The organism is Streptomyces sp. NPDC060028 (genome assembly GCF_042736725.1).
GTDB lineage: Bacteria > Actinomycetota > Actinomycetes > Streptomycetales > Streptomycetaceae > Streptomyces.
In genome coordinates this window covers 15696-38768 of record NZ_JBHWVJ010000007.1, presented here as the reverse complement: position 1 = coordinate 38768, position 23073 = coordinate 15696, and the positions used below count along the sequence as shown (strand labels likewise).

At 73.3% G+C, this 23073-nt stretch carries 20 protein-coding genes and 2 pseudogenes; 13 read left to right on the top strand and 9 right to left on the bottom strand.

Going from position 1 to position 23073, the window contains the following annotated elements; translation table 11 throughout:
• Nucleotides 1-95 precede the first annotated feature (95 nt).
• Nucleotides 96-1478, bottom strand: a complete 1383-nt coding sequence (locus ACFWBF_RS05935) for a hypothetical protein (RefSeq protein ID WP_385595832.1) — start codon at nt 1476-1478, stop codon at nt 96-98.
• Between the two features lie 175 nt (nt 1479-1653).
• On the opposite strand from ACFWBF_RS05935, the gene ACFWBF_RS05930 reads away from it, so the two are divergent.
• Nucleotides 1654-2286: an alpha-ketoglutarate-dependent dioxygenase AlkB gene (locus ACFWBF_RS05930; RefSeq protein ID WP_385595829.1), complete on the top strand. Its 633-nt coding sequence runs from the start codon at nt 1654-1656 to the stop codon at nt 2284-2286.
• Here the strand turns inward: ACFWBF_RS05930 and ACFWBF_RS05925 are convergent.
• Nucleotides 2252-2587, bottom strand: coding sequence for a YkvA family protein (locus ACFWBF_RS05925; protein ID WP_385595826.1), 336 nt, complete (start codon nt 2585-2587; stop codon nt 2252-2254). The genes ACFWBF_RS05930 and ACFWBF_RS05925 overlap by 35 nt on opposite strands.
• Nucleotides 2588-2622: 35 nt before the next feature.
• Nucleotides 2623-3087, bottom strand: a complete 465-nt coding sequence (locus tag ACFWBF_RS05920; RefSeq protein ID WP_385595823.1) for a MarR family winged helix-turn-helix transcriptional regulator — start codon at nt 3085-3087, stop codon at nt 2623-2625.
• A 129-nt stretch (nt 3088-3216) separates the two neighbouring features.
• Between ACFWBF_RS05920 and ACFWBF_RS05915 the strand changes: the two genes are divergently transcribed.
• Nucleotides 3217-3789, top strand: coding sequence for a DoxX family protein (locus tag ACFWBF_RS05915; RefSeq protein WP_385595820.1), 573 nt, complete (start codon nt 3217-3219; stop codon nt 3787-3789).
• A 64-nt stretch (nt 3790-3853) separates the two neighbouring features.
• A complete protein-coding gene (locus ACFWBF_RS05910; protein ID WP_385595817.1) occupies nt 3854-5641 on the top strand; it encodes a glycoside hydrolase family 15 protein in 1788 nt (595 codons plus the stop codon).
• Nucleotides 5642-5763: 122 nt separating this feature from the next.
• On the opposite strand, the gene ACFWBF_RS05905 is transcribed toward ACFWBF_RS05910, so the two are convergent.
• The gene (locus ACFWBF_RS05905) at nt 5764-7212 is read right to left on the bottom strand and encodes an APC family permease (RefSeq protein WP_385595814.1); all 1449 of its coding nucleotides are present in this window, start codon (nt 7210-7212) and stop codon (nt 5764-5766) included.
• 437 nt (nt 7213-7649) lie between these two features.
• Nucleotides 7650-9770 (bottom strand): SpoIIE family protein phosphatase, encoded by a 2121-nt coding sequence (locus ACFWBF_RS05900; RefSeq protein ID WP_385596115.1) that lies wholly within the window; start codon nt 9768-9770, stop codon nt 7650-7652.
• A 134-nt stretch (nt 9771-9904) separates the two neighbouring features.
• On the opposite strand from ACFWBF_RS05900, the gene ACFWBF_RS05895 reads away from it, so the two are divergent.
• Nucleotides 9905-11149 carry a glycosyltransferase gene (locus ACFWBF_RS05895; protein ID WP_385595809.1) on the top strand — a complete coding sequence of 415 codons (1245 nt, stop codon included), beginning with the start codon at nt 9905-9907 and terminating at the stop codon, nt 11147-11149.
• A gap of 157 nt (nt 11150-11306) precedes the next feature.
• A complete protein-coding gene (locus ACFWBF_RS05890; protein WP_385595805.1) occupies nt 11307-12020 on the top strand; it encodes a class I SAM-dependent methyltransferase in 714 nt (237 codons plus the stop codon).
• Between the two features lie 12 nt (nt 12021-12032).
• On the opposite strand, the gene ACFWBF_RS05885 is transcribed toward ACFWBF_RS05890, so the two are convergent.
• Entirely contained in the window at nt 12033-12941 is a 909-nt protein-coding gene (locus ACFWBF_RS05885) for an alpha/beta hydrolase fold domain-containing protein (RefSeq protein ID WP_385595802.1), read from the bottom strand.
• A gap of 209 nt (nt 12942-13150) precedes the next feature.
• On the opposite strand from ACFWBF_RS05885, the gene tdh reads away from it, so the two are divergent.
• The 3 genes from tdh (at nt 13151) to ACFWBF_RS05870 (ending at nt 16986) form a co-directional block, all read left to right on the top strand.
• A complete protein-coding gene (gene tdh, locus ACFWBF_RS05880) occupies nt 13151-14179 on the top strand; it encodes an L-threonine 3-dehydrogenase (protein ID WP_385595799.1) in 1029 nt (342 codons plus the stop codon).
• A 671-nt stretch (nt 14180-14850) separates the two neighbouring features.
• A complete protein-coding gene (locus ACFWBF_RS05875) occupies nt 14851-16044 on the top strand; it encodes a glycine C-acetyltransferase (RefSeq protein WP_385223445.1) in 1194 nt (397 codons plus the stop codon).
• Nucleotides 16045-16071: 27 nt separating this feature from the next.
• Nucleotides 16072-16986: a LysR substrate-binding domain-containing protein gene (locus tag ACFWBF_RS05870; protein ID WP_385595796.1), complete on the top strand. Its 915-nt coding sequence runs from the start codon at nt 16072-16074 to the stop codon at nt 16984-16986.
• A 64-nt stretch (nt 16987-17050) separates the two neighbouring features.
• Here the strand turns inward: ACFWBF_RS05870 and ACFWBF_RS05865 are convergent, their stop codons facing one another.
• On the bottom strand, nt 17051-17830 hold the full coding sequence (locus tag ACFWBF_RS05865) for a DeoR/GlpR family DNA-binding transcription regulator (RefSeq protein ID WP_385595793.1): 780 nt from the start codon (nt 17828-17830) through the stop codon (nt 17051-17053).
• Between the two features lie 180 nt (nt 17831-18010).
• Here ACFWBF_RS05865 and ACFWBF_RS05860 point away from each other — a divergent pair, with 180 nt between their 5' ends.
• The 4 genes and pseudogenes from ACFWBF_RS05860 to ACFWBF_RS05845 form a co-directional block, all read left to right on the top strand.
• Entirely contained in the window at nt 18011-18913 is a 903-nt protein-coding gene (locus tag ACFWBF_RS05860; RefSeq protein ID WP_385595792.1) for an SIS domain-containing protein, read from the top strand.
• The gene (locus ACFWBF_RS05855) at nt 18910-19746 is read left to right on the top strand and encodes a ketose-bisphosphate aldolase (protein ID WP_385595789.1); all 837 of its coding nucleotides are present in this window, start codon (nt 18910-18912) and stop codon (nt 19744-19746) included. Before ACFWBF_RS05860 ends, ACFWBF_RS05855 begins: the two co-directional genes overlap by 4 nt.
• A gap of 133 nt (nt 19747-19879) precedes the next feature.
• On the top strand, nt 19880-21070 hold the full coding sequence (locus ACFWBF_RS05850; protein WP_385595787.1) for an acyl-CoA dehydrogenase family protein: 1191 nt from the start codon (nt 19880-19882) through the stop codon (nt 21068-21070).
• A 121-nt stretch (nt 21071-21191) separates the two neighbouring features.
• Nucleotides 21192-21434, top strand: a pseudogene (locus ACFWBF_RS05845) (IS5/IS1182 family transposase); the annotation flags it as partial.
• A gap of 120 nt (nt 21435-21554) precedes the next feature.
• Here the strand turns inward: ACFWBF_RS05845 and ACFWBF_RS05840 are convergent.
• Complete coding sequence (locus ACFWBF_RS05840) at nt 21555-21788, bottom strand: hypothetical protein (protein WP_385595784.1); 234 nt, start codon at nt 21786-21788, stop codon at nt 21555-21557.
• Between the two features lie 231 nt (nt 21789-22019).
• A pseudogene (locus tag ACFWBF_RS05835) lies at nt 22020-22162 on the bottom strand (transposase); the annotation flags it as partial.
• A gap of 517 nt (nt 22163-22679) precedes the next feature.
• On the opposite strand from ACFWBF_RS05835, the gene ACFWBF_RS05830 reads away from it, so the two are divergent.
• Nucleotides 22680-22955 (top strand): hypothetical protein, encoded by a 276-nt coding sequence (locus ACFWBF_RS05830; protein ID WP_385595781.1) that lies wholly within the window; start codon nt 22680-22682, stop codon nt 22953-22955.
• Nucleotides 22956-23073: the final 118 nt, after the last annotated feature.

Genomic DNA, 23073 nt, shown 5'->3' with positions numbered 1-23073 from the left:
TCACCTTGGGGGTTCGTGGTTCACGGGGGTGGCGGGGACGACGGTCCCCGGGGCAGACGCGGTCGGGTCGGGTCAGGTCGGGCCGGGCGGTCGGCTCAGCGGGCCGTCGTGTTGCGCGGATGCGATCGGTGGTGCCGGGGCCGGCCGGTGCCCGGGCGGATGCGGCCGGGGCCGGGCCCCGACAGACCTGCCCGGAACAACCCGTAGGTGATCCGCTGTTGCGCGGCCGCCTCCAGCTCGTCGCGCAGATCGCCGGCGCGCAGCAGTGCGCCGGGGCCGAGCAGGCCTTCCACGACGGCCAGCGCACCGGCGGTGTCGCCGTGGTCCAGGCGTTCGCGGACGCCGGTGAGGCAGTCGGGGCGACGGTGGGCCTCATCGATGGCCTGGAGGCAGGGGAGCGGAGTGCCGGTCAGCGCGACCAGCAGCTCCTCGCGGCGGATCTCGTCCGGGTGGTGGTCCCAGGGCGCCAGCACCCCGTCGAGCAGACCGATCCGGTGCCGGGCTCCCCGGCACTCCACGATGCGCGGCTGCCCTGCCCGGTCCGGAGCCCGGGGCGGTCCGGCCGGCGCGTGATCCGGTACGAGCGCCGAGGCGACCAACGGGTGCAGCCGGTCGGCCGCGATGGCCCCGGTGCGCAGCAGTTCCAGGTCGGGCAGCACCCATGTCGCGGCGTCGGGCAGCACGGGTGCACCTTCATCAGCGGCGCCCGCCCAGGTCCGTACGCCGGGCGGGGCAGCCCCGTCCGGCCCCAGGTCCAGTACCAGCCGGTGTCGGGCCCCGATCCGCACGGTGACGGCGCCGCCGGCCCGCCCTTCGGCGCGGAGCAGGATCCCCGCCTCGTCGGCCCACCGGTCCACGGCGCAGCGGTGCCCCGGCGGGAGCAACTGCCCTTCCGGAAGGGCCGGTCCGTCGCCGGACACCCGGTCGGCCCCGGACCGGCCGCGCAGTTCACCGGCCCTGCGCGCGTCCCAGAGGTGACGGTGCAGGTCGAGGCGGAACCGTGGGCTGGGACGCAGGTGCGGATGGAGGGAGCGGCGGGCCGCGCCGGGGCCGGGCCCGTCCCACAGCGCGAGACTGATCCGCTGACCGGCGTCCGCCCAGGCGGGGACGGTCCGGGCCACGAGGTGTACCGGACGCGCGCCGTCATGCCCGGCGGCGTCGTACCGAGCCAGGGACACGGTCAGACCGGGGCGCAGCAGCCCGTCGGGAGCGATGCGCGGCATGTGCCAGCGCAGCAGGTCGGGTGCCAGATGGCGGAGATCGGCCCGGATCCGGGCGGCGGTCTCCTGGCCGTGGGTACGCGCCACGGAACGCGGATTGAAATCGACGTCGATGCCTGCGGCGGCACACGCCCCTGCCCAGTCCCCGGCAGTCCGGCGTACGGTCGCAGTCTCGATCATGGACGGCGGCACGGCGAACTCGCGCACGCGCAGCCAGAAGGAAAAGCGGGAATCCCCATTCGCGATGTGAGTGAGCATCAGCACTCACCTTGCGCGGATGGGACCCCCGATCTGTGAAGTGAATGAGTGGTCATCGCGGTGATCGTAACGCTCTTGTCCGCGACCTGCCAGGTGGTTTTCCGCAGTCGACGGCCCGCGCACGAGCACGCTGGATATTCGCGCAGGTGTTCGGATAGGGGCGTATCCTGATGGCATGCACGCACTCCAGGGCTCCCTCTTCGACCAGACCGACGAGATCCGGCTCGGGCCGCTGTCGGGCCTGCGGCGCACGGATCTGGGGTTCGGGGCCGGGGCCTGGGTCGACCACCTGCCCGGCTGGCTGTCCGGGGCGGACGCGCTGTTCGAGCGGCTGGCCGCCGACGTCCCGTGGCGGGCCGAGCGGCGGCAGATGTACGAGCGGGAGGTCGACGTACCGCGGCTGCTCGCCTTCTACGGCGAGGGCGAGCCCCTGCCGCACCCCGTGCTCACCGAGGCCCGGGAGGCGCTGACCCGGCACTACGCCGCCGAGCTCGGCGAGCCCTTCGTCACCGCCGGACTCTGCCTCTACCGCGACGGCCGGGACAGCGTCGCCTGGCACGGCGACCGCACCGGCCGCTCCTCGACCGAGGACACGATGGTCGCGATCGTCTCCGTCGGCGACCCGCGCGACCTGGCGTTCCGCCCCCGCGACGGCGGCCCCACCCTGCTCCGGCTGCCCCTGGGACACGGCGACCTCGTGGTGATGGGCGGCTCCTGCCAGCGCACGATGGAGCACGCGGTCCCCAAATCGGCCCGCGCCGTCGGCCCCCGCGTCAGCGTTCAGTTCCGCCCGCGCGGCGTGCGGTGAGGTGCGGCGGGATCGCCGGGGCCTGCACGAGCGGGCGGGCCGCCGCCGCGGCGGCGTGCAGCGAGCGCAGCGCCAGCAGCAGCACCCCGATGTCGTCCAGGTACACCGGGTCGGGGATGAGGTCCACCGGCGAGACGGTGTAGACCACGGCGATCCAGAACAGTGCCTTGTCGCGCAGCGGGATCCCCGAGTCGAGCAGCAGCCGCCGCGCTTTGAAGACCCGTACGAGCAGCACGGCCGCGGCCGCGGCCAGCCCGAGGGCGACGATCGCGGCGACGGTCAGCCAGAACGTTGCGTCCATGCCACCTCTATACCCGCTCCGGGGCCCGTAACCGGTCAGGCGCCCTGGGCGCGCAGCCGACGGCTCACCTCGCCCAGCCCGTCGGCGAGCGCGTCGAGTTGTTCGGCGGTGAGTACGTCGACGAGGACCTCGCGCACCGTGGCCACGTGTCCGGGCGCGGCCTCCTCCAGGAGGGCGCGGCCGGTCTCGGTGAGGACGGCGAAGACCCCGCGGACGTCGGAGGGGCAGCTGCGGCGCCGGACCAGCCCGGCCTTCTCCATCTGGGTGACCTGGTAGGTCAGCCCGCTCTTGGAGTTGATCAGGCCATTGGCGAGTTCCGTCATCCGGAGCTCGCCGTCCGGAGCCGCGGCGAGCCGTACGAGGATCTCGTACTGCGGGTGCGAGAGTCCGGAATCGTCCTTGAGCTGCTGGTCGAGGTGGCGGTTCACCAGGGCGGACGCGGCCAGGAAGCCGCTCCAGGCCCGCATCTCGCGATCGTTCAGCCATCTCGTTTCAGCCATGCGTCCAGCCTACACGGGTTGTTCCAATTTGAATCAGTGGTTATGGTCGACCCGGCGGTTCGAATTTGAACAACCTGAGCAACCCGAGCACCCCCCCGCACCGAACCGTCCGACCGGAAGGAATCCCCCATGACCAGCCCCTCCGTCACCTCGACGAAGCCGCAGGCCGCCGCACCGGCCGTATCCAGCCCCACCGCCACCGCCCTCTCCCTCTCCACCCCCGGCCACGACGTCGGCCTGCTGCTCCTGCGCCTCGTCCTCGGTCTGACCATGGCCTCCCACGGCAGCCAGAAGCTCTTCGGCTGGTTCGACGGCGGCGGCATCAGCGGCACCGGACAGTTCTTCACCGCCAGCGGCTACCCGGCCGGCGACGCCATGGCCGTGATCGCCGGCCTGACCGAGACCCTCGGCGGCCTCGGGCTCGCCGTCGGACTGCTCACCCCGCTCGCCGGGGCAGCCGTCGTCGGCACCATGATCAACGCCATCGCCGTGCACGGCACCGGGGCGTTCTTCGCCCCGAAGGGCATCGAGTACGAACTGCTGCTGACCGTCGGCGCCGCGGCCCTCGCGCTCACCGGCCCCGGCCGGTACGCCGCCGACCGTTTCCTGCCCGTACTGCGCGCCCACCGCCTGGCGTACGGTGCGCTCGCCCTCCTCCTCGCCGTGGTCCTCGCGGGCGGGCTGCTCCTCGTACGGAACTGAGCAAGGGAGTGGTGTCCGGGGTCCCGCCTGATTGGCCCCGGGCATTCGGGGGAACAGCGCACAAATGACACAACCCATCGAAGACTACGCACTCATCGGCGACCTGATGACGAGTGGGCTCGTCGGCCGCGACGGGTCCATCGACTGGCTGTGCCTGCCGCGCTTCGACTCGGCGGCCTGCTTCGCCGCGCTCCTCGGCGACGTGGAGAACGGCCACTGGCGCATCGCCCCGGCCGACGCGGCGGACGGCGAGCGCTGCACCCGACGCGCCTACGTCGACGGCTCGCTGGTCCTGGAGTCGTACTGGGAGACCCGTGACGGAGCCGCCTTCAAGGTCACCGACTTCATGCCGCAGCGCGACACCGCGCCCGACGTGATGCGGATCATCGAGGGGATCTCCGGCGAGGCGACCGTCCGCAGCGTCCTGCGCCTGCGCTTCGACTACGGGAACGTCGTCCCCTGGGTCCGCCGCTGCGAAGGCGACCGCGTAGCCGTCGCCGGACCCGACTCCGCGTGGCTGCGCAGCGAACCGCCCGTACGGACCTGGGGCGAGGACAACAGCACCCGCTCCGAGTTCACCGTCGCCGCCGGCGAGCGCGTCGCCTTCGTCCTGACCTGGCACCCCTCGTACGATCCGCGCCCCGACCCCGTGGACCCGTACGAAGCCCTGCAGCAGAGCCTCGACGACTGGCGCGAATGGGCCGACCAGTGCCGCTACGAAGGCCCCTACAAGGAGGCGGTGACCCGCTCCCTCATCACCCTCAAGGCCCTCACCTACGCGCCCACCGGCGGTATCGTCGCCGCCTCCACCACCTCCCTCCCCGAGGAGCTCGGCGGCGTCCGCAACTGGGACTACCGCTACTGCTGGCTGCGCGACTCCACCCTGACCCTCGGCTCGCTCCTCGCCACCGGCTTCCTCGACGAGGCCCGCGCGTGGCGGGCCTGGCTGCTGCGCGCCGTCGCGGGCGACCCCGCCGACCTGCAGATCATGTACGGCATCGCGGGCGAACGGCGGATCCCCGAGACCGACCTGCCCTGGCTGCGCGGCTACGCCTCCTCCGCCCCGGTCCGCATCGGCAACGCGGCCGTGAACCAGCTCCAGCTCGACGTGTACGGGGAGGTCATCGACTCGCTGTACCTGGCCCGGACCTCCGGCCTGCCCTCGGAGAAGCACGCCTGGCAGATCCAGCTCGCGCTGCTCGACTTCCTGGAGCGCAACTGGCACCGGCCCGACGAGGGGTTGTGGGAAGTGCGCGGCCCGCGCCGCCACTTCACCCACTCCAAGGTGATGGCCTGGGTCGCGGCGGACCGGGCCGTACGGAGCCTGGAGCGCGACCCCTCGATGGGCGGCGACGTGAAGCGCTGGCGGGCCATAAGGGACGAGGTGCACCGCGACGTGTGCGAGAAGGGCTACGACCCCGAGCGGAACACCTTCACCCAGTACTACGGCTCCCGCGAGCTGGACGCGGCGACCCTGCTCATCCCGCGGGTCGGCTTCCTGCCCCCCGAGGACCCCCGGGTGATCGGCACGGTCGACGCGGTCCGCGCGGAGCTCGGCACCAGCGGCCTGGTGCGCCGCTACAGCACCGAGGGCCGGTCGGTGGACGGTCTGCCCGGCGACGAAGGGGCCTTCCTGGCCTGCTCGTTCTGGCTGGCCGATGCCCTGCACATGACCGGGCGGGAGAAGGAGGCCCGGGACCTCTTCGAGCGGCTGCTGGCCGTACGCAATGACGTGGGACTGCTCGCCGAGGAGTACGACCCCGTCGCCGGGCGCCAACTCGGCAACTTCCCCCAGGCGTTCAGTCACGTCGGCCTGGTGAACACCGCCCTCACGCTGGGCGGCGCCGGCTGACCGTTCGCCGTCACCGCCGGGCGGCCGACTTCCGTCCCCGGCCGGCCCGGCCGGCGGCGGTGACTGAAACGACCGATGGGCCGGCGCCGGGAAGCCCCGGCGCCGGCCCATCGGACCGGTTGCTACGCGACGGCGACGGCGGGCGCGACGCCATCAACGTTCTCGCCGTTCTCGCCGTTCTCACCGTCCTCCGGAATGCTGACCAGCCAGCGCGTGTCCTTGCGCGGCCGCAGGTACAGCGCCCAGTACAGCGTGGCGACGGCGGTGATGCCGCCCGTCCACAGCAGGTAGCGGGCCTCCTGCTGGATCAGGATGTACGTCAGCACGAGGATCAGCACCACCGGCACCGCGGGCCACAGCGGCATCCGCCAGGCGTTCGCCTCGCGGTGCGCACCACGGCGGCTGAACAGCGTGGCCACGGCGACGAGCAGGTACATGCCGGTCACCGAGACACCGGTGACCCCGTACAGGGTGTCGAGGTTGACGAAGCACATGGCCGCCCCCGGGACGCCGACCAGCAGCGTGGCCACCCACGGGGAGCCGAAGCGGCCCAGCCGGGACAGCGCCTGGTTGACGGGCGCGGGCCAGGCCTTGTCGCGGGCGGAGGCGAAGAGCACCCGGGAGTTCTGGATGACCATGACGATGCCCGCGTTGACGATGGCGAGGGCGACGCAGAGGCTGACGAAGGTGCCGACGGCGGAGTTCGACCAGGCGGTGACCATGGAGCCGAGGTCGCCCGCGGTCAGGGCCTCCAGGTCCGGGGCGCCCACGGTGATGGCGATGACCGGGACCAGGATGACGGCGGTGGAGATGGCGAGGGTGGCGAGCACGGTCCGCGGGACGTTGCGCCGCGGCTTCTCCAGCTCCTCGGAGAGGTAGACGGCCGTCGAGAACCCCTGGGTGATGAACAGGGCGATGGCGAGCCCGGAGACGACCATCATCGCGGTGACGGTGGAGGTGCCGCCGCCCTCGGCGGCCACCGTGCCGTGCACCAGGGCGTCGGCGCCCCGCTCGCTGTGGGCGAAGCCGAGTACGGCGACGAGCGCGGCGGCCACGACCTCCAGGACGAGGAAGATGCCGGTGATCCACGCGTTGGCCCGCAGGTCGAGGAGACCGGCGAGGGTGGCGAGCAGCATCACGGCGCCGCCGGCCACCGGGGCCGGTATGTCGACCACGGGGGAGAGGTAGTCCGCGGTGCCCATGGCGATCACGGGCGGCACGATCATCACGACCAGCAGGGACAGCACGAAGACCAGCCACCCGGCGAGGCGGCCGGCCATGGTGGAGACCATCGCGTACTCGCCGCCGGCGCTGGGGATGAGGGTGCCGAGCTCCGAGTAGCAGAACGCGACGCCGATGCAGAGCAGCGAGCCGATGGCGATGGTCAGGGCGGTCCACGTGCCGAGGCTGGAGAACAGGTCGGGCACGACGACGAAGAGCGTCGAGGCGGGCGTCACGCAGGAGAGCGTCAGCAGAGTTCCGCCGACCACGCCGATCGAGCGCTTGAGCTTCTGCGGGGTGGGCCCCGTGGCGGGGGCGAGGGCCTGAGGGGCGCTGATCGTGTCAGTCATCGTGCGGGGTTCCGATCGGCCGGTGCGGTGAATGAGCGCGGGAGCGGTATCGCCTCCGAGGCGGTGGTGAGCAAGTTTTTCCGTGGCTCCCGGGCCGTCATCGAAGCCCCACGGGATCCGCAGGTCAATAGCTGTTCACCTGCGGATTCCATCGTCCGGGACCTGCCCGGTACACGTCCGGAGCGTTAAGACCGCGTAAACGCTGCGGAATCCGTGGGTGCGGGAACCGCAGCGGGCGGCCCGCGAATTTTCCTCCGCTTTGCCGATACGAGCCCCGGCCGGGATGTTCCGCCGCGCACGCCTCGTTACTGCGGGTAAGTACGGCCCGCGCTTCGAACCGCTGGACGTGCTGCTGCTCAAGGGCGCCCCGCCGTCGGCCTCGGGCCGGCGCTCGCGGTAGCCGACGCGCTGATCCACGGTGACGCGTACGCCCGCTGCTACGCATCCTCCCCGTGCGCGGCGTCCGTACGGGTGGCGAGCAGCAGGGCGATGTCGTCCGGCCGGTCGGCGATGTTCCCCGCCTCGCTGACCAGCCGGTCGGCGGTCTCCGTCAGCGGGGCCGGGCTGGCTCCGGCCAGTGTGGCTCGCAGCCGTTCCACCCCCTCGTCGATGTCGGCTCCCGGCGTCTCCACCAGCCCGTCGGTGTACAGGACGAGCACCGCCCCGGACGGCAGGGTCAACTCGGTGACGGGGTACGTGGCCTCGGGGTCGATGCCGAGCACGACCCCGCCGGCCAGGTCCAGCACCTCGGTCCGGCCGTCGGGGTGGCGCAGCACCGGCTGGGGGTGCCCGGCCCGCACGGCGCGGGCACGGCCCGTCACCGGGTCGAGGAGTATGTAGCAGCAGCTGGCGAACTGGCCGGGGTCCAGGTCGATCAGCAGCCGGTTGGTGCCCCGCATCACCTCTTCCGGCGTATTGCCGCTCAGCGCGAAGGCCCGTACTGCGCTGCGCAGTTGGCCCATGGTGGCCGCGGCCGCGACCCCGTGGCCCTGGACGTCGCCGATGACCAGGGCGAGGCGTCCGCCGCCCGCGTCGAGTACGTCGTACCAGTCGCCGCCCACCTCCATGCCCACCGTGCCCGGCAGGTAGCGGCCGACCGTCACCACGTGGTCGAGCACCGGCAACCGGTGCGGGAGCAGCGCGGCCTGCAGGCCGCGGGCCAGCGCCGCCTCGTTGTCGTAGCGCTGAGCCCGCTCCAGGGCCTGCGCGATCAGGCCCGCCAGGGCGGTCAGCGCCGTACGCTCCTCCGGGCTGAACCCGCGCGGGGAGTCGAAGCCGAGGATGCACGAGCCCACCGGCCGGCCGGAGGCGATCAGCGGCAGGAAGGCTCGGGCCCCGACGTCGGCGTCCAGCGGAATCCCCGGATAGGCCGCGGCCAGGTGTTCCATCGACTCGAAGAACATGGGCCGGCCCGAGGTGAGGGTCTCCACACCCGGCAGCCGCACGTCGAGCGCCACCCCGTCGAAGCGGCTCAGGAAGCCCTGGGGGAAACCGGTCTCCCAAGCCAGGTGCAGATGCCGCTCGTTGAGCAGGTAGATCGCCAACTGGCGCCCGCCGAAGGCCGGCAGCAGTTCGTCGGTGACCACGGCCGACACCTGGCGGGCCGTCACCGCCTCGGTCAGCGCGATGGCGAGCGCCACCGGACGGTAGAGGGCCGAGGCCCGGTCGGCGGGTGAACCGAAGCCCGGGGAACCGGGGCCGGCGCCCGGCCGGGCCACCGACCCGGGTGCGTACGCGGGCTGTTCGGACGCGCCCACGGTGACGGTGACCCCGTCCGGCGCGGGATACAGGCCCACCGACAGCCAGTCCCCGGACGCCGGCCCGCCGCGCCGCGCCGGGAAGTGCACCGGCTCCGACGCCATGAACACGGCCCGGAAGTGGTCCTCGTACGCCGGATGCCCGAGCCAGGGCAGCGCCTCCCACAGCACCTCCCCGCGCAGTTCGGCCGGGTCGGCTGCGAGCAGCCGCAGCGCGGCGCTGTTGACGAAGCCGATCCTGCCCTGCCGGTCCACGGAGATGAGGGCCTGCGCCAGCCGGTCCACCGCCTGGCGGGCGCCCGCGGCCGCGGCGGGCGCCGGCGCGCTCACCGGGTCGCCGTCCCAGAACACCGGCACCCCGTCCGCGCCGAGGGCGGCCAGCGCGCGGGCCAGGTCGTGCGCTGCCGCACGCATCCGCTCCCGGACCGCGGCGCCGACCGGGACCCCGGGGGTCGCCTCGCACAGCACCAGCAGCACCCCGAACCGCTCCGGCCCGGCGTTGACCGGCTCGTATAGCGACGCGAAGGGGAAGGGCAGCCCGGCCATCAGCTGAGGGAACCGCTGCATGGACGTCTCGGCGTCGGGCAGGTGCACGGCCTGCCCCGAGCGGTACGCCTCCGCGACCGGGTACGGGCGGTTGGCGTGCATCCGCCACCAGGGCCGGAACAGCGGCCCGGGCAGCCCCGTCAACACCGCCATCCGCAGCAGCCCGGGGGTTCCGGAGCGCAAGTAGACCCCGCCCGCGTACCCGCCGACCGCCTGCACCGCATCGACGGTGGCCCGCGCGAGCACCCGGGCCATGGCGTCCGCGGCGGGGCCGCCACTGTCCGGTCTCGCCGTCACACCCTCAGGATGCGCCCCGCGCCAGGGACCCGCACCCACTCTGCCGGAAATGCCCCGGACCCGGGCGGCTTGCGGCCTGACACCCTGGGAGCATGCGCGTACTCATCGTCACCGCCGGTTCATGGGGCGACGTCGCCCCCTACACCGGACTCGGGAGGCGCCTGAGCGCCGGCGGGCACGAGGTGTCCCTCGCCACCCACGCCCGCTTCGAGGCCGCCGTCACCGCACACGGGCTGGGCTTCCGCCCCCTGCCGCTGGACCCGCGCGCCGAGCTCGCCTCACCGGCCGGCCAAGGCCTGGCCCGAGCCGGGGGCGGACCCTGCGAGGTGGTGAGGGCCGTGCGGATGTTCCGCCGGTTCATGCCCCCGCTGGCGGCCGCAATGGCCGACGCGGTGCGCGCCGGGACCGACGTCCTGCTCGCCTCCCCCCTCGCCGAGCCGCTGTGCGTCCCGCTCGCCGAGGCGTACGGCCTGCCCTGCATCGGCGCCCACCTCCAACCGCTCGCCCCCACCCGCGCCTTCCCGCCGCCCGTCGCCGGGACCCGGTCCTTCGGCCCGTACGGGAACCGGCTCGCCGCCCGCGCGGTGCTGACCGGCATGGACCTGATGTTCGCCCCGTCCGCGGCCGTCCTCCGCCGCGAACTGGGCCTGCCGGCCCGGCGGACGGGCCCCGCACTGTCGCCGGCCCGGGCCGTCCACCACGGCTTCAGCCCGTACGTCGTGCCGCGCCCCGCCGACTGGCCGCCCGGGCACCGGGTCGGCGGGTACTGGTGGCCCGAGCGGCCGCCCGGCTGGCGGCCCGAGCCGCGGCTGCTGGACTTCCTCGCCGCCGGCCCGCCGCCCGTCTTCGCGGGCTTCGGCAGCTTCGTCGCCGGCTCCGAGGCGGACGCCGAACGGCTCGGCGGACTCGTCGCCGCCGCCCTGCGCAAGGCCGGGGTCCGGGGGATCGTGCAGGCCGGCTGGAGCGGGCTGCGTGCCGAGGGGGACGACCTCATCACCGTCGGCGAGGTCCCGCACGACTGGCTCTTCCCGCGCACCGCCGCCGTCATCCACCACGCGGGCGCCGGCACCACCGCGGCCGGACTGCGGGCCGGGGTGCCGGCCGTGCCCGTACCTGTCCAGCTCGACCAGCACTTCTGGGCCGCCCGGCTCACGGCGCTCGGCGTGGCTCCGGGGGTGCTGCGCTACCAGCGGCTGACCGTCGACCGGCTCGCCACGGCCGTCCGGGCGGCCGTCACGGAACCGGCGCCGCGCACCCGCGCGCGGCGCGTCGCGGCGGAACTGGCCCGGGAGGACGGCGCGGCCCCGCTGCTGACGGCTCTCGCCGAACTGGGCTGAAGCGGGCCGACCCGGCGGGCCGCGCGGTCGGCGTCGGTCGCGCTGGGCCCCGTACGCCCCGTACGCCGTAGGGACTCACCCGAACGCCTCCCTCGTCCGGGGGACGGTCGGGCGCCCTGGCCGCCTCCCGGCACCGCCGACGGGCAGGCTTGCGAACATGCGACAGCAGTACGACACGTCAGTGCCCCCGGCGGCCTTCTCGGTGGCCGACGCCTTCATGCTCCGTACCGCCCTGGACTCCCTCGGCGGGGTACGCGGCCTCGACACCCTCGACGTGGCCTGCGGACACGGCTCCACCGCACGGCTGCTGGCCAGCGGCGGCGCCCGCCGGACCGTGGGCGTCGACAGCTGCCCCGAACGGATCAGGCGGGCGCGGGCGCACGAGACGGGAGAGGCCGGACCCGTCGAGTACCACGTGGCCGACGCGGCCGGGATGCCCCAGCTCGGGCCGTTCGACCTGGCCACCGCCGTGTACCTGTTCAACCAGGCGCACGACCGGGTCGCCCTGCACGCGATGTTCCGGGCCGTCCGCGCCAACCTCCGGCCCGGCGCACGGCTGCTGGCGATCGTGCCGAACCCGGGCGCCTTCCCGCACGTGGACTGGTCCCCGTACGGGATCCGCATCGTCGAGCGCACCCCGGGCGGGGACGCGCCGCTGCTCCGGGCCAGGCTGGAGACCGACCCGCCGGTGGCGTTCGAGTGCCGCGAATGGGCCCACGCCGACTTCGCGGAGGCCGCCGTCGACGCCGGCTTCGCGACGGTCGCCTGGCAGCCCACCCGTACCCCGCCGGCCTGCGAGATCCGCGACGAGACGTACTGGGCGCGCTACCGCAGCGCGCCGGTCAGCTCGCTGATGAACTGCGTGGCCTGACGCGACAGGTCCTCAGGCGTCCGCCGTGGCGCGGACCAGCTCCACGATGCGCGCGCGTGCCGCCCGGCCCTCCGGGATCGGCAGCAGCGGATACACGTGCGGGAGCCCCGGCTCCTCGTGGAACTCCACCTCCGCCCCGGCCGCCCGCGCCCGGCGCAGCAGCTCACGGCTGTCGGTGACCAGGACGTCCCGGCTGCCCGCGAACACCGTCAGCGGGGCCAGGCCGGCGAAGGACCCGTGCAGCGGGCTCACCCGGGGGTCGTCGACGGCCAGGTTCCCTGCGTAGAGCCGCCCGGCCTCGCGCAGACCCGGCCGGGCCAGCATCGGGTCGGCCGCCTCGATCGCCGCCTGGTCGGGATGGCTCATGGTCACGTCCAGCCACGGCGAGATCAGGATGATCCGGGAGGGCTGCGCCCCGGTGCGGTCGCGCAGCCGCTGGGCCGCGGCCAGGGCGAGCCCGGCTCCCGCCGAGTCCCCGATCAGTACCGTGCCGCCCGCGCCGCCGCCCGCGATCAGCCCGCTGAGCAGGTCGGCCGCGACGGGGACCGTCCGGTCGGCGGTCCCGCGCGGGGCCAGGATGTACGCCGGTACGACGACCCGGGCGCCGGCCTCGGTCACCAGGGTCCGGATCATCGACCAGTGCGGCCGGACCAGCTCGTTGATGTAGCCGCCGCCGTGCACGTACAGCACCTGGGCCGTCGGCTCGGCGCCGCGCGGCGAGGCGTCGTACACGGGCCAGGCCCCGACGAAGGTCCGGGAGACCTCCGCGACCCGGCCCAGCGAGCGCGGTGGCAGGTGGGACGCCGGTCGGCGGGCCGATTCGGCCACCCGGGTCCTCACCGCTTCGGCGCTCGCGAGCCGTCTTCGCCGACCCGCCGCGATCAGCGCGACCGACAGCGCCCTGCTGCGCAGACTCGGCACGCCCCCCACCTCCCCAGATCCGGCCGAGGCCCCTGCCCCGGCCGCCCGCCCGTCACCTGAGGAGCATAGGCGTGAAGCTGGCCTGTGGACCCGCTTAAGAAATCCTCGATGGACTGATCACCTCCGGGTCGGCAGATTGGTGCCCGTCCGCACGTCACCGGGGCCCTCGCGCCCGCGGTGCTCCCTTCCGCATGCCTGGAGCCACCCCCATGAAGGCACTCGTCAAGCACAAGGCAGAGCCCGGCCTGTGGCTCATGGACGTCCCCGAGCCCGAGTACGGCGCCGGCGATGTGCTGATCAAGGTGCTGCGCACCGGCATCTGCGGAACGGACCTGCACATCCGCGCCTGGGACGGCTGGGCGCAGGGCGCGGTCAAGACCCCGCTCGTGCTCGGCCACGAGTTCGTCGGCGAGGTGGCGGCGCTCGGCGCGGACGTGCGCGGCATCGAGGTCGGCGCGCTGGTCAGCGGCGAGGGCCACCTGGTGTGCGGGACGTGCCGCAACTGCCTGGCCGGCCGCCGCCACCTGTGCCGCAGCACGGTCGGGCTCGGCGTCGGGCGCGACGGCGCCTTCGCCGAGTACGTCGTCCTGCCCGCGCAGAACGTCTGGGTGCACCGGACCGCCGTCGATCTGGACGTCGCGGCGATCTTCGACCCGTTCGGCAACGCCGTGCACACCGCGCTGTCCTTCCCGCTCGTCAACGAGGACGTGCTGATCACCGGCGCGGGGCCGATCGGGATCATGGCGGCGGCCGTGGCCAGGCACGCGGGGGCGCGCAACGTCGTCATCACCGACGTCAGCCCCGAGCGGCTGGAGATCGCCCGCAAGGCGGGCGCCACGCTGGCGGTCAACGTCGCCGAGTCCTCGATCGCCGAGGCGCAGGCGCAGCTGGGGCTGCGCGAGGGCTTCGACATCGGCCTGGAGATGTCCGGCCGCGCGGAGGCCATGCGCGACATGATCGACAACATGACGCACGGCGGCCGGATCGCGATGCTGGGCCTGCCGGCGCAGGAGTTCGCGGTCGACTGGGCGAAGGTCGTCACCTCGATGATCACCATCAAGGGCATCTACGGCCGCGAGATGTTCGAGACCTGGTACGCGATGACGGTGCTTCTGGAGGGCGGGCTCGACCTCAGCCCGGTCATCACCGGCCGCTACTCGCACCGCGACTTCGAAGCCGCCTTCGACGAGGCGTCGACCGCCCGCAGCGGCAAGATCATCCTGGACTGGACGGCGTAACCCGCCGCCCGACCCCGCCCGACCGGCTGACCCACCAGCCGCCCGCGAAGCCGGCCAACCGGCACAGCGGCCGCCCGGGAGGCCAGCCGACGGCTGACCCGCCAACGCGGCGGACCCGTCGACCCGGCGGGCCCCGCCGACCTGCCAACCCGGGAGCCCCGCCGACCTGGCCAACCCGGCGGACCTGCCAACCCGGCGGCCCGCCAACCCGGCGGCCCGCCAACCCGGCGGCCCGCCAACCCGGCGGCCCCGCCGACCTGGCGGCCCCGCCGACCTGGCGGACCTGCAAACCTGGTGGACCTGCCAACCGGCGGACCTGCCAACCCGGTGGACCTGCCAACCCGGGGGACCCGCCGACCTGGCGGACCTGCCAACCGGCGGACCTGCCGACCTGGCGGACCCGCCGACCTGGCGGACCTGCAAACCTGGCGGACCTGCAAACCCGGCGGACCCGCCGACCCGGCGGGCCCGCTACGACCCCACAGACCATCTCCCTCCGGCCGGGCCCCGCAGACCCTCCCCCCTCCGCGGGGCCCGGCCCCCCTCCCGACCCCCGCCGGACGGCACATGGCGGGGCCCAGCCCCTCCCGACCACCGCCGGACGGCACACGGCGGGGCCCGGCCCCCTTCCGACCACCGCCGGACGGCCCACCGCACAAGGAGAACCGCACATGTTCGAGACCGTCCGCGAGGACCTCCGTACCACCCTCGACGAGATCCGCGCCGCCGGCCTGCACAAGCCCGAGCGCGTCATCGGCACCCCGCAGAACGCCGCCGTCGCCGTCACCGCGGGCGGCGCCCCCGGCGAGGTCCTCAACTTCTGCGCCAACAACTACCTCGGCCTCGCCGACCACCCCGAGGTCGTCGCGGCCGCGAAGGACGCCCTGGACCGCTGGGGCTACGGCATGGCCTCGGTCCGCTTCATCTGCGGCACGCAGGAGGTGCACAAGGAGCTGGAGGCACGGCTGTCGGCCTTCCTCGGCCAGGAGGACACGATCCTCTACTCCTCCTGCTTCGACGCCAACGGCGGAGTCTTCGAGACCCTGCTCGGCGCCGAGGACGCGGTGATCTCCGACGCCCTCAACCACGCCTCGATCATCGACGGCATCCGCCTGTCCAAGGCCCGCCGCTTCCGCTACGCCAACCGCGACATGGCGGAGCTGGAGACCCGGCTGAAGGAGGCCACCGAGGGCGGCGCCCGCCGCAAGCTGATCGTCACCGACGGCGTGTTCTCCATGGACGGCTACGTCGCCCCGCTCGCCGAGATCTGCGACCTGGCCGAGCGCTACGACGCCATGGTCATGGTCGACGACTCGCACGCCGTCGGCTTCGTCGGCCCCGGCGGCCGCGGCACCCCCGAGCTGCACGGGGTCATGGACCGCGTCGACATCATCACCGGCACCCTCGGCAAGGCGCTGGGCGGCGCCTCCGGCGGTTACGTCGCGGCGCGTACCGAGATCGTGGAGCTGCTGCGCCAGCGCTCGCGTCCGTACCTCTTCTCGAACTCCCTCGCCCCGGTGATCGCGGCCGCCTCGCTGAAGGTCCTCGACCTGCTGGAGTCGGCCGGCAACCTGCGCGAGCAGCTCGCCGCCAACACCTCGCTCTTCCGTACGAAGATGACCGAGGCCGGCTTCGAGATCCTGCCCGGCGACCACGCCATCGCCCCCGTGATGATCGGCGACGCGGCGGAGGCGGCCAAGATGGCCGAGCTGCTGCTGGAGCGCGGCGTCTACGTGATCGGCTTCTCCTACCCGGTGGTGCCGATGGGCGCGGCCCGGATCCGCGTGCAGCTCTCCGCGGCCCACTCGACGGCGGACGTGGAGCGTGCGGTGGCGGCCTTCGTGGACGCCCGTGCGGCTCTCTGAGCTGGTCGGGGCTGACATCATGGGGGTGTGATCGACCCCCGCCGGCTGCGCATCCTGCGGGCCGTGGCGGATCACCGTACGGTGACCGCCGCGGCCGCAGCCCTGTACCTGACCCCGTCCGCCGTCTCCCAGCAGCTCGCCGCGCTGGAACAGGAGACGGGGCACGTGCTGTTGACCCGCAGCGGCCGCGGTGTCCGGCTCACCGCGGCCGGGGAGATCCTCCTCGGCCACACCCACGAGGTGCTGGCGCAGCTGGAGCGCGCCGAGGCCGAGCTCGCCGCCTACGCGGGCGGCTCGGCGGGCGCGGTCACGGTGGCCGCCTTCGCCACCGGCATCACGGAGGTGCTGGCGCCCGCGATCGCCCGGCTCGCCCACGACCACCCCGGGATCCGGCTGCGCGTACGGGACGCGGAGGGCGACCAGAGCCTGCCGCTGCTGCTGGACGGGGAGGCGGACCTCGCGCTGGCGGTGGAGTACCGGGGCGCGCCGGGAGCGGACGACGGCCGGCTGTCGGTGCTCCCGCTGTACGCGGAACCCTTCGACGCGGTGCTGCCCGTGAACCACCCGCTGGCCGGTCTGCCCGCCGTTGAGCTGGCGGACCTCGCGGACGCGGACTGGGTCGCGCAGTACCCGGGCAACCCGTGCCACGACGTGATGCTGCTGGCCTGCGAACTGGCGGGGTTCAAGCCCCGGTTGGTGCACTCTTCCGATGATTTCCGGGCCGTCGTGGCGCTGGTCGGCGCGGGCGCCGGGGTCGCTCTCGTGCCCCGCTCGGCGCTGCGCGGCATGGACTTCAAGGAGGCCCTGGCGAGGCCGGTGACCGGCCCGGCGGCGACCCGGCGGGTCTTCGCGGCCACCCGGCGCGGCGCCGAGTCGCATCCGCTGATCGCCCCGGTGCTGGCGGCGCTGGCGCGCGAGGCGGACCGGCTCCCGACGTACTGACGCCGCCGGCCGCGGCCGAGCGGACTCCTCGGGACCGTCGGACCCTCGGACCCGCAGGGACTCCTCAGACCCGCAGGACCTCCACGCCGGCCTGCTCGAAGGCTTCGGCCACCTCCGCCGACAGCCCGGTGTCGGTTACCAGAACGTCCACCGCCGAGGTCGCGCAGATCCGGGCGAAGGCGCGTACGCCGAGCTTGCTGGAGTCGGCCGCGATCACCACCCGGCGGGCCCGCTCGCACAGCAGGCGGTTCATCGCCGCCTCGTCCTCGTGGCGGGTGGCGGCCCCGTCGACCGGGTCGAAGGCGTCCACGCCGATGACCGAGGTGTCCACGGTGAGCTGGCCGAGCACCTCCTGGGCGAGCGGGCCGGTCAGCTCGTAGGACTGGGGCCGGGCCACACCGCCGGTCAGCACGATCTTGAACTGCGGTCTGATCACCAGCTCGCCCGCGATGTTGAGGGCGTTCGTCACCACCGTCAGGGCCGGGGAGCCGGTGCTGAGGTCCGCCCGGGCGGCCAGGGCGCGCGCCACCTCCGTGGTCGTGGTGCCGCCGGTCAGCCCGATCACCTCGCCCGGGGTCACCAGGGCCGCCACCGCCTCGCTGATGCGCCGTTTCTCGGCGGCCCGGCGGGAGGTGCGGTAGCGCAAGGGGAGTTCGTACGAGACGCCGTGCAGCACCGCTCCGCCACGGGTGCGGACCAGCAGTTGCTGTTCGGCGAGCTGATCGAGGTCGCGGCGGATGGTCGCCGCGGACACGCCGAGGGCCTCCGCGGCAGGCTCCACCTCCAGCTCGCCCCGCTCCACCAGCAGGTCCAGCAGTGTCTGCCAGCGCTCCTTGCGGGTCATCGGGCCGCCCCCTTCGGTCTTCTGCCGGTCACTGAGTGATCGGTTCTGCGTGTCCCTCATCGAGATTAACTCAGACGATGACGCCGTGGATGCTTGAAGTTGCGCGAAACTGCCCGCTATCTTGCAGGAATACGCACGCAGAACGCACGCACGACGCACCCACCGCGCTAGGGAGCCGCCATGAGCCACGTCGCGTACGAGTTGGGCACACAGCCCGAATGCTGGGAGCGGGCCGCCGAACTGGCCCCGGCCCGGCGCGCGGTGCTGCCGCAGCCGGGGGAGCGTACCGCGATCGTCGGGTGCGGGACCTCGTACTACATGGCCCAGGCGGCCGCCGTGTTGCGGGAGGAGGCCGGCCAGGGCGAGACCGACGCCTTCCCCGCGTCCGAGTTCCCCCGGCACCGGCGCTACGACCGGGTCGTAGCCCTGACGCGGTCCGGCACGACCACCGAGGTGCTGGACCTGCTGGCCGGCCTGCGCGACGCGGGCGTGCCCACCACCGCCGTCATCGGCGACCCCGCGACCCCGGTGATGACCCTCGCGGACGAGCTCGTCGTACTGGACTTCGCCGACGAGCAGTCCGTCGTCCAGACCCGCTTCGCCACCACCGCCCTGACCCTGCTGCGCGCGCACCTCGGCCTGCACGGTGCGGCCGTCGTCGCCGACGCGCGGACGGCTCTCGCCGAACCGCTTCCCGAAGAGCTCGAAACCCGCGGGCAGTTCACCTTCCTCGGACGGGGCTGGAGCGTGGGCCTCGCGAACGAGGCCGCGCTGAAGATGCGCGAGGCCGCACTGTCCTGGGCCGAGTCCTATCCGGCCATGGAGTACCGGCACGGGCCGATCAGCGTCTGCGCCCCCGGGACGGCGACGTGGTCGCTCGGCGAGGCTCCCGAGGGGCTCGCCGAGCAGGTGCGCGGTACGGGGGCCCAGTGGGTGGCCGGCCGCCTCGACCCCCTGGCCGAGCTGGTACGGGTCCACCGGCTGGCCATCGCCGTCGCCGCCCACCAGGGGCTGGACCCGGACGCGCCGCGCAACCTCACCCGCTCGGTGATCCTCAACTCCGGTGAGGAGGCGGTCCGATGAGCCTCGTCAGTGCGGGTGGTCTCGTCCTGGAGGCCGCCGCCGGGGGGCGGGCCGTCGCCGCCTTCAACATCATCACGCTGGAGCACGCCGAGGCCGTGATCGCGGGCGCCGAGTCGGTCGGGCTGCCCGTCATCCTCCAACTCAGCGAGAACGCGGTGAAGTTCAGGAGCGGGCAGCTGCTGCCCATCTCCCGGGCGGCCGTCGCCTGCGCCGAGGCCGCCGGGGTGCCGGTCGGGCTGCACCTGGACCACGTCAAGAGCTCCGAACTGCTGAGGCAGGCCGTGGACGCCGGCTTCGGCTCGGTGATGTACGACGCCGCGCACCTCCCGTACGCCGAGAACCTGGAGGCCACCCGCTCCGCCGCCGACTGGGCGCACGCCAACGGACTCTGGATCGAGGCCGAGTTGGGCGAGGTGGGCGGGAAGGACGGGGCCGTGCCGCTCGACCCGCACGCGCCCGGCGCCCGTACCGAGCCGGACGAGGCGCGGCGGTTCGTCGCCGACTCCGGGGTCGACGCCCTAGCCGTGGCGATCGGCAGCAGCCACGCGATGACCAGCCGGACCGCCGCCCTGGACCACACGCTGCTCGCGCGGCTGGCCAAGACCGTGGACGTACCGTTGGTGCTGCACGGCTCCTCGGGCCTGCCGGACGCGGAGCTCGCGGCGGCCGTCGCGGGCGGCATCCGCAAGGTCAACATCGGCACCGCGCTGAACGTGGCCATGACCGAAGCCATCCGCGAGCACCTCACCCCGGCCGATCCGCGGCCGTACCTGACGGCTGCCCGTACGGCGATGGCGGCCACGGCCGCGGCGATGATCACCGCGCTGAACTGACGGGTTCCGCCCGGGGGCCGGGCGCGCATCACCATCCCCGGGGCCGCCGACCCTTCCGGATTCTTGTAACAGGTTCTAGTCTGCCCTCCGTCACCACAGCGACCGGCTGGACCGCGAGACTTCCGGAGGGGCCGTGCACCTCGAATACACGCCTGAGCAGCAGCAGTTGCGCACCGAGCTGCGTGCCTACTTCGCCGAGCTGGTGCCGCGGGACGTCTACGCCCGGTACGAGGACCCGGCCGCGCAGAAGCGGTTCTACCGGGAGACCATCCGCCGGCTCGGCGCCGACGGCTGGCTCGGCGTCGGCTGGCCGAAGGAGTACGGCGGGCGCGGGATGTCGCCCATGGACCAGTTCATCTTCTTCGACGAGGCCGCGCAGGCCGTCGTACCGCTGCCGCTGATGGCGCTCAACACCGTCGGGCCGACCATCATGCAGTTCGGCACCGACGAGCAGAAGGCGTACTTCCTCCCCAGGATCCTCGCCGGGGAGATCGACTTCGCCATCGGCTACAGCGAGCCCGACGCGGGCACCGACCTCGCCGCGCTCAAGTGCAAGGCGGTACGCGAGGGAGACGAGGAGAGCGGCACCTACGTGGTCAACGGACAGAAGATCTGGACCACCAACGGCGACACCGCCGACTGGGTCTGGCTCGCCGTCCGCACCGACCCGGACGCACCCGCGCACAAGGGCATCACGATGCTGCTCGTGCCGACCAGCGATCCCGGCTACTCCTGCACCCTCATCAACACCCTCGCCTCGCACGACACGACGGCCAGCTACTACGAGAACATCCGCGTCCCCGCGAACCGCCGGGTCGGCCAGGAGAACAAGGGCTGGCGCCTGATCACCAACCAGCTCAACCACGAGCGCGTCACCCTCGCGGCCCACGGCACCATGGCCATCCGGGCCCTGCACGACGTCCAGCGGTGGGCCGCCGAGACCAAGCTCGCCGACGGCCGCCGCGTCATCGACCTCTCCTGGGTCCGCGGCCGCCTCGCCCGCACCCACGCCCGGCTCGACGCCATGAAACTGCTCAACTGGCAGATGGTCAACGCCGTCCAGGGCGGCACCCTCACCCCCCAGGACGCCTCCGCGGTCAAGGTGTACGGCTCCGAGGCGCGCCGGGACGCGTACGCCTGGCTGATGGAGGTGGTCGGCGCGGCCGGCGCCCTCAAGGACGGATCCGCCGGCGCGGTCCTGCACGGCGAACTGGAGCGCGGCTACCGCAGCGCCGTCATCTTCACCTTCGGCGGCGGCAACAACGAGATCCAGCGGGAGATCATCTCGTGGATCGGCCTGGGCATGCCCCGAGTCCGCCGCTGAGACCGTTTGTGGTCGGGTAGCCGGAGTCCCTTGCTGGACTCCGGCCGGCCGGAGCCGCTGTTGCCGGTGAGCAACTGGAGCGCCGTGGCGCGATGTTCCGGAGCGGTACGGCCCGTGGGAGCGGGCCTACGACTTGTTCCGACGCTGGCAGGGGAACGGCACCTGGAAGCGGATTCTCGAATGGCTACAGGCTGAAGCCGATGCGAAGGGCCTGGACTTCGACGGCACGCAGCGCTCAGCCGTGTGCACCGCTGAGGCGCGGGTAACGCCGGGAGTGACTGCCCGTCATGCGCGAGCGCGCCCTCGAAGGCGAGCGCCGGTCCGTCCCTTCGCTCATCATGACGAGAGGCGAGCTGGCAGCTGAGATGCGGAGCCGATAAGCGGCCCAGCCTGCCGCTCAGGACTACCTCGCTCGTCTTCGCGAGCTTGGGCCACGCTCTCGCGGAGCGCCCCGCGGCGCGTGGCTGCGGGGCGCCTTGTGGGGTTAGTCGATCTGCTGCCCGTCCTGCGTACCGCCCTTGCAGAAGTTGCCCTCCTCATTGATCGCGGGGGTTCCGCCGCCCTGCTTGCACTCAGAAGGGGTGACGGTGGATGGGGCACCCTGTGCGGTGGCGGTGGCGGTGGCGGTGGCGGCGCTGGCGCTGGCGGCGCCTGTGAGGCCGAGTCCGGCGAGGGCTGCCGTGGCGATGACGGCGGCGAGGATTCGTCGAATGCGCATTCGGTTCCCCTTTCACGGATTACCTCTGTTGGGGCATTATTCAGCTTCTCACCCATGTGGGTGCCACGTCATGTTGGGCCATGCGGGTGGCAGTGCTGTCGGGTGCGGGGTCGGTGACGCGACCCGTCGGACAGGCCCTGGAACGAAGAGCCCACCCCGGCCGGATACTCCTACGGACTCGACGGTTGGCACGACGAAAACCAGCTTGAGCACTTCCTGGCCCACCTGGGCGAGTCGTCCATGACAGATGAGGGTGCAGTCGTGCCGGTGGAGGCCAGGAAGTGGCCGGCCTTGCGTTTGTAGCGGCGGCGGAGACGTCGGTATCCGGCGAGCCGGGCCATGGTGCGTTCAACGGTCCAGCGGTGCTTGCCCAGCCGTTCGCACGCTCGCAGCCAGCACCTCCCGGTCACCATGCCGACGCCGGCCTCCGCCTTCAACGATCACCGCGGCGACTTGGCGAACATGCCCGACGAGATGGCCCGTTAGGTGAACGAGGTCGAGGTACGCCCATGCCGGAATAGGCCGCGGCCCTGCCGGGCTTCGCTCTCCCCGGCTGAGCCGCGCCCGGCGGTGTGCGGGGGACAGGCCGGGCGGGACGCTGGGCCGTCCGATCCACCTGGTCGGCCGGACGGGCCGGCCACCGCGCTTCGCACAAGCGCAGTTACTCAGCGCGGCCGCCCCCCGGGTGCCCAGGACGGGTGGGGGAGAGGATGCGACGCTGGAGTGAGGGGCCCGCGAGTGGAGGTCCGAGTGCGTCTCATCCGGTCCGCGGCCCTCTCCTTCGGCCTGGCCGGGGGCACCACTCACCGAGCGTCGCCAGGCGGCATTGCCGCGTGGATCCGGCCGCCGGGACCAGGACCGCGCGACCAACCCGGAAGGCAGGTGCGTCCCATGCGCACGTCGACCCGTATCGCCGGTGCCCTCACCGGCCTGACCCTCACCCTCGGCGGTGCGGTCCTCGCCGCTCCCGCGGTCCGGGCGGACATCCCCGCCTGCACACAGATGGCCGAACTGGCCGGTGCAACCGATTCCGGCTCCGTCACAGCGGCTTGCAGCCGTGGCGTGGTCGGAGACCTGCAGAGTTGTGTGACCGGGCTGACCGGGGCCGGAGTGGCGGGCGGCGCCGCGACCGGTGCCTGCCGGGCGGCGGCCCACGAACCGCGCTAGTGCTGTGGCCGGAAAGGTTCTTGCCCGGCCACAAGGCGGTCCCGGTGGGCAGTCTCGACGCCAAGGACATCGACGTCGCCCCCCTTCTACCGACGCGCACGCGGCGTACCGATGCGGC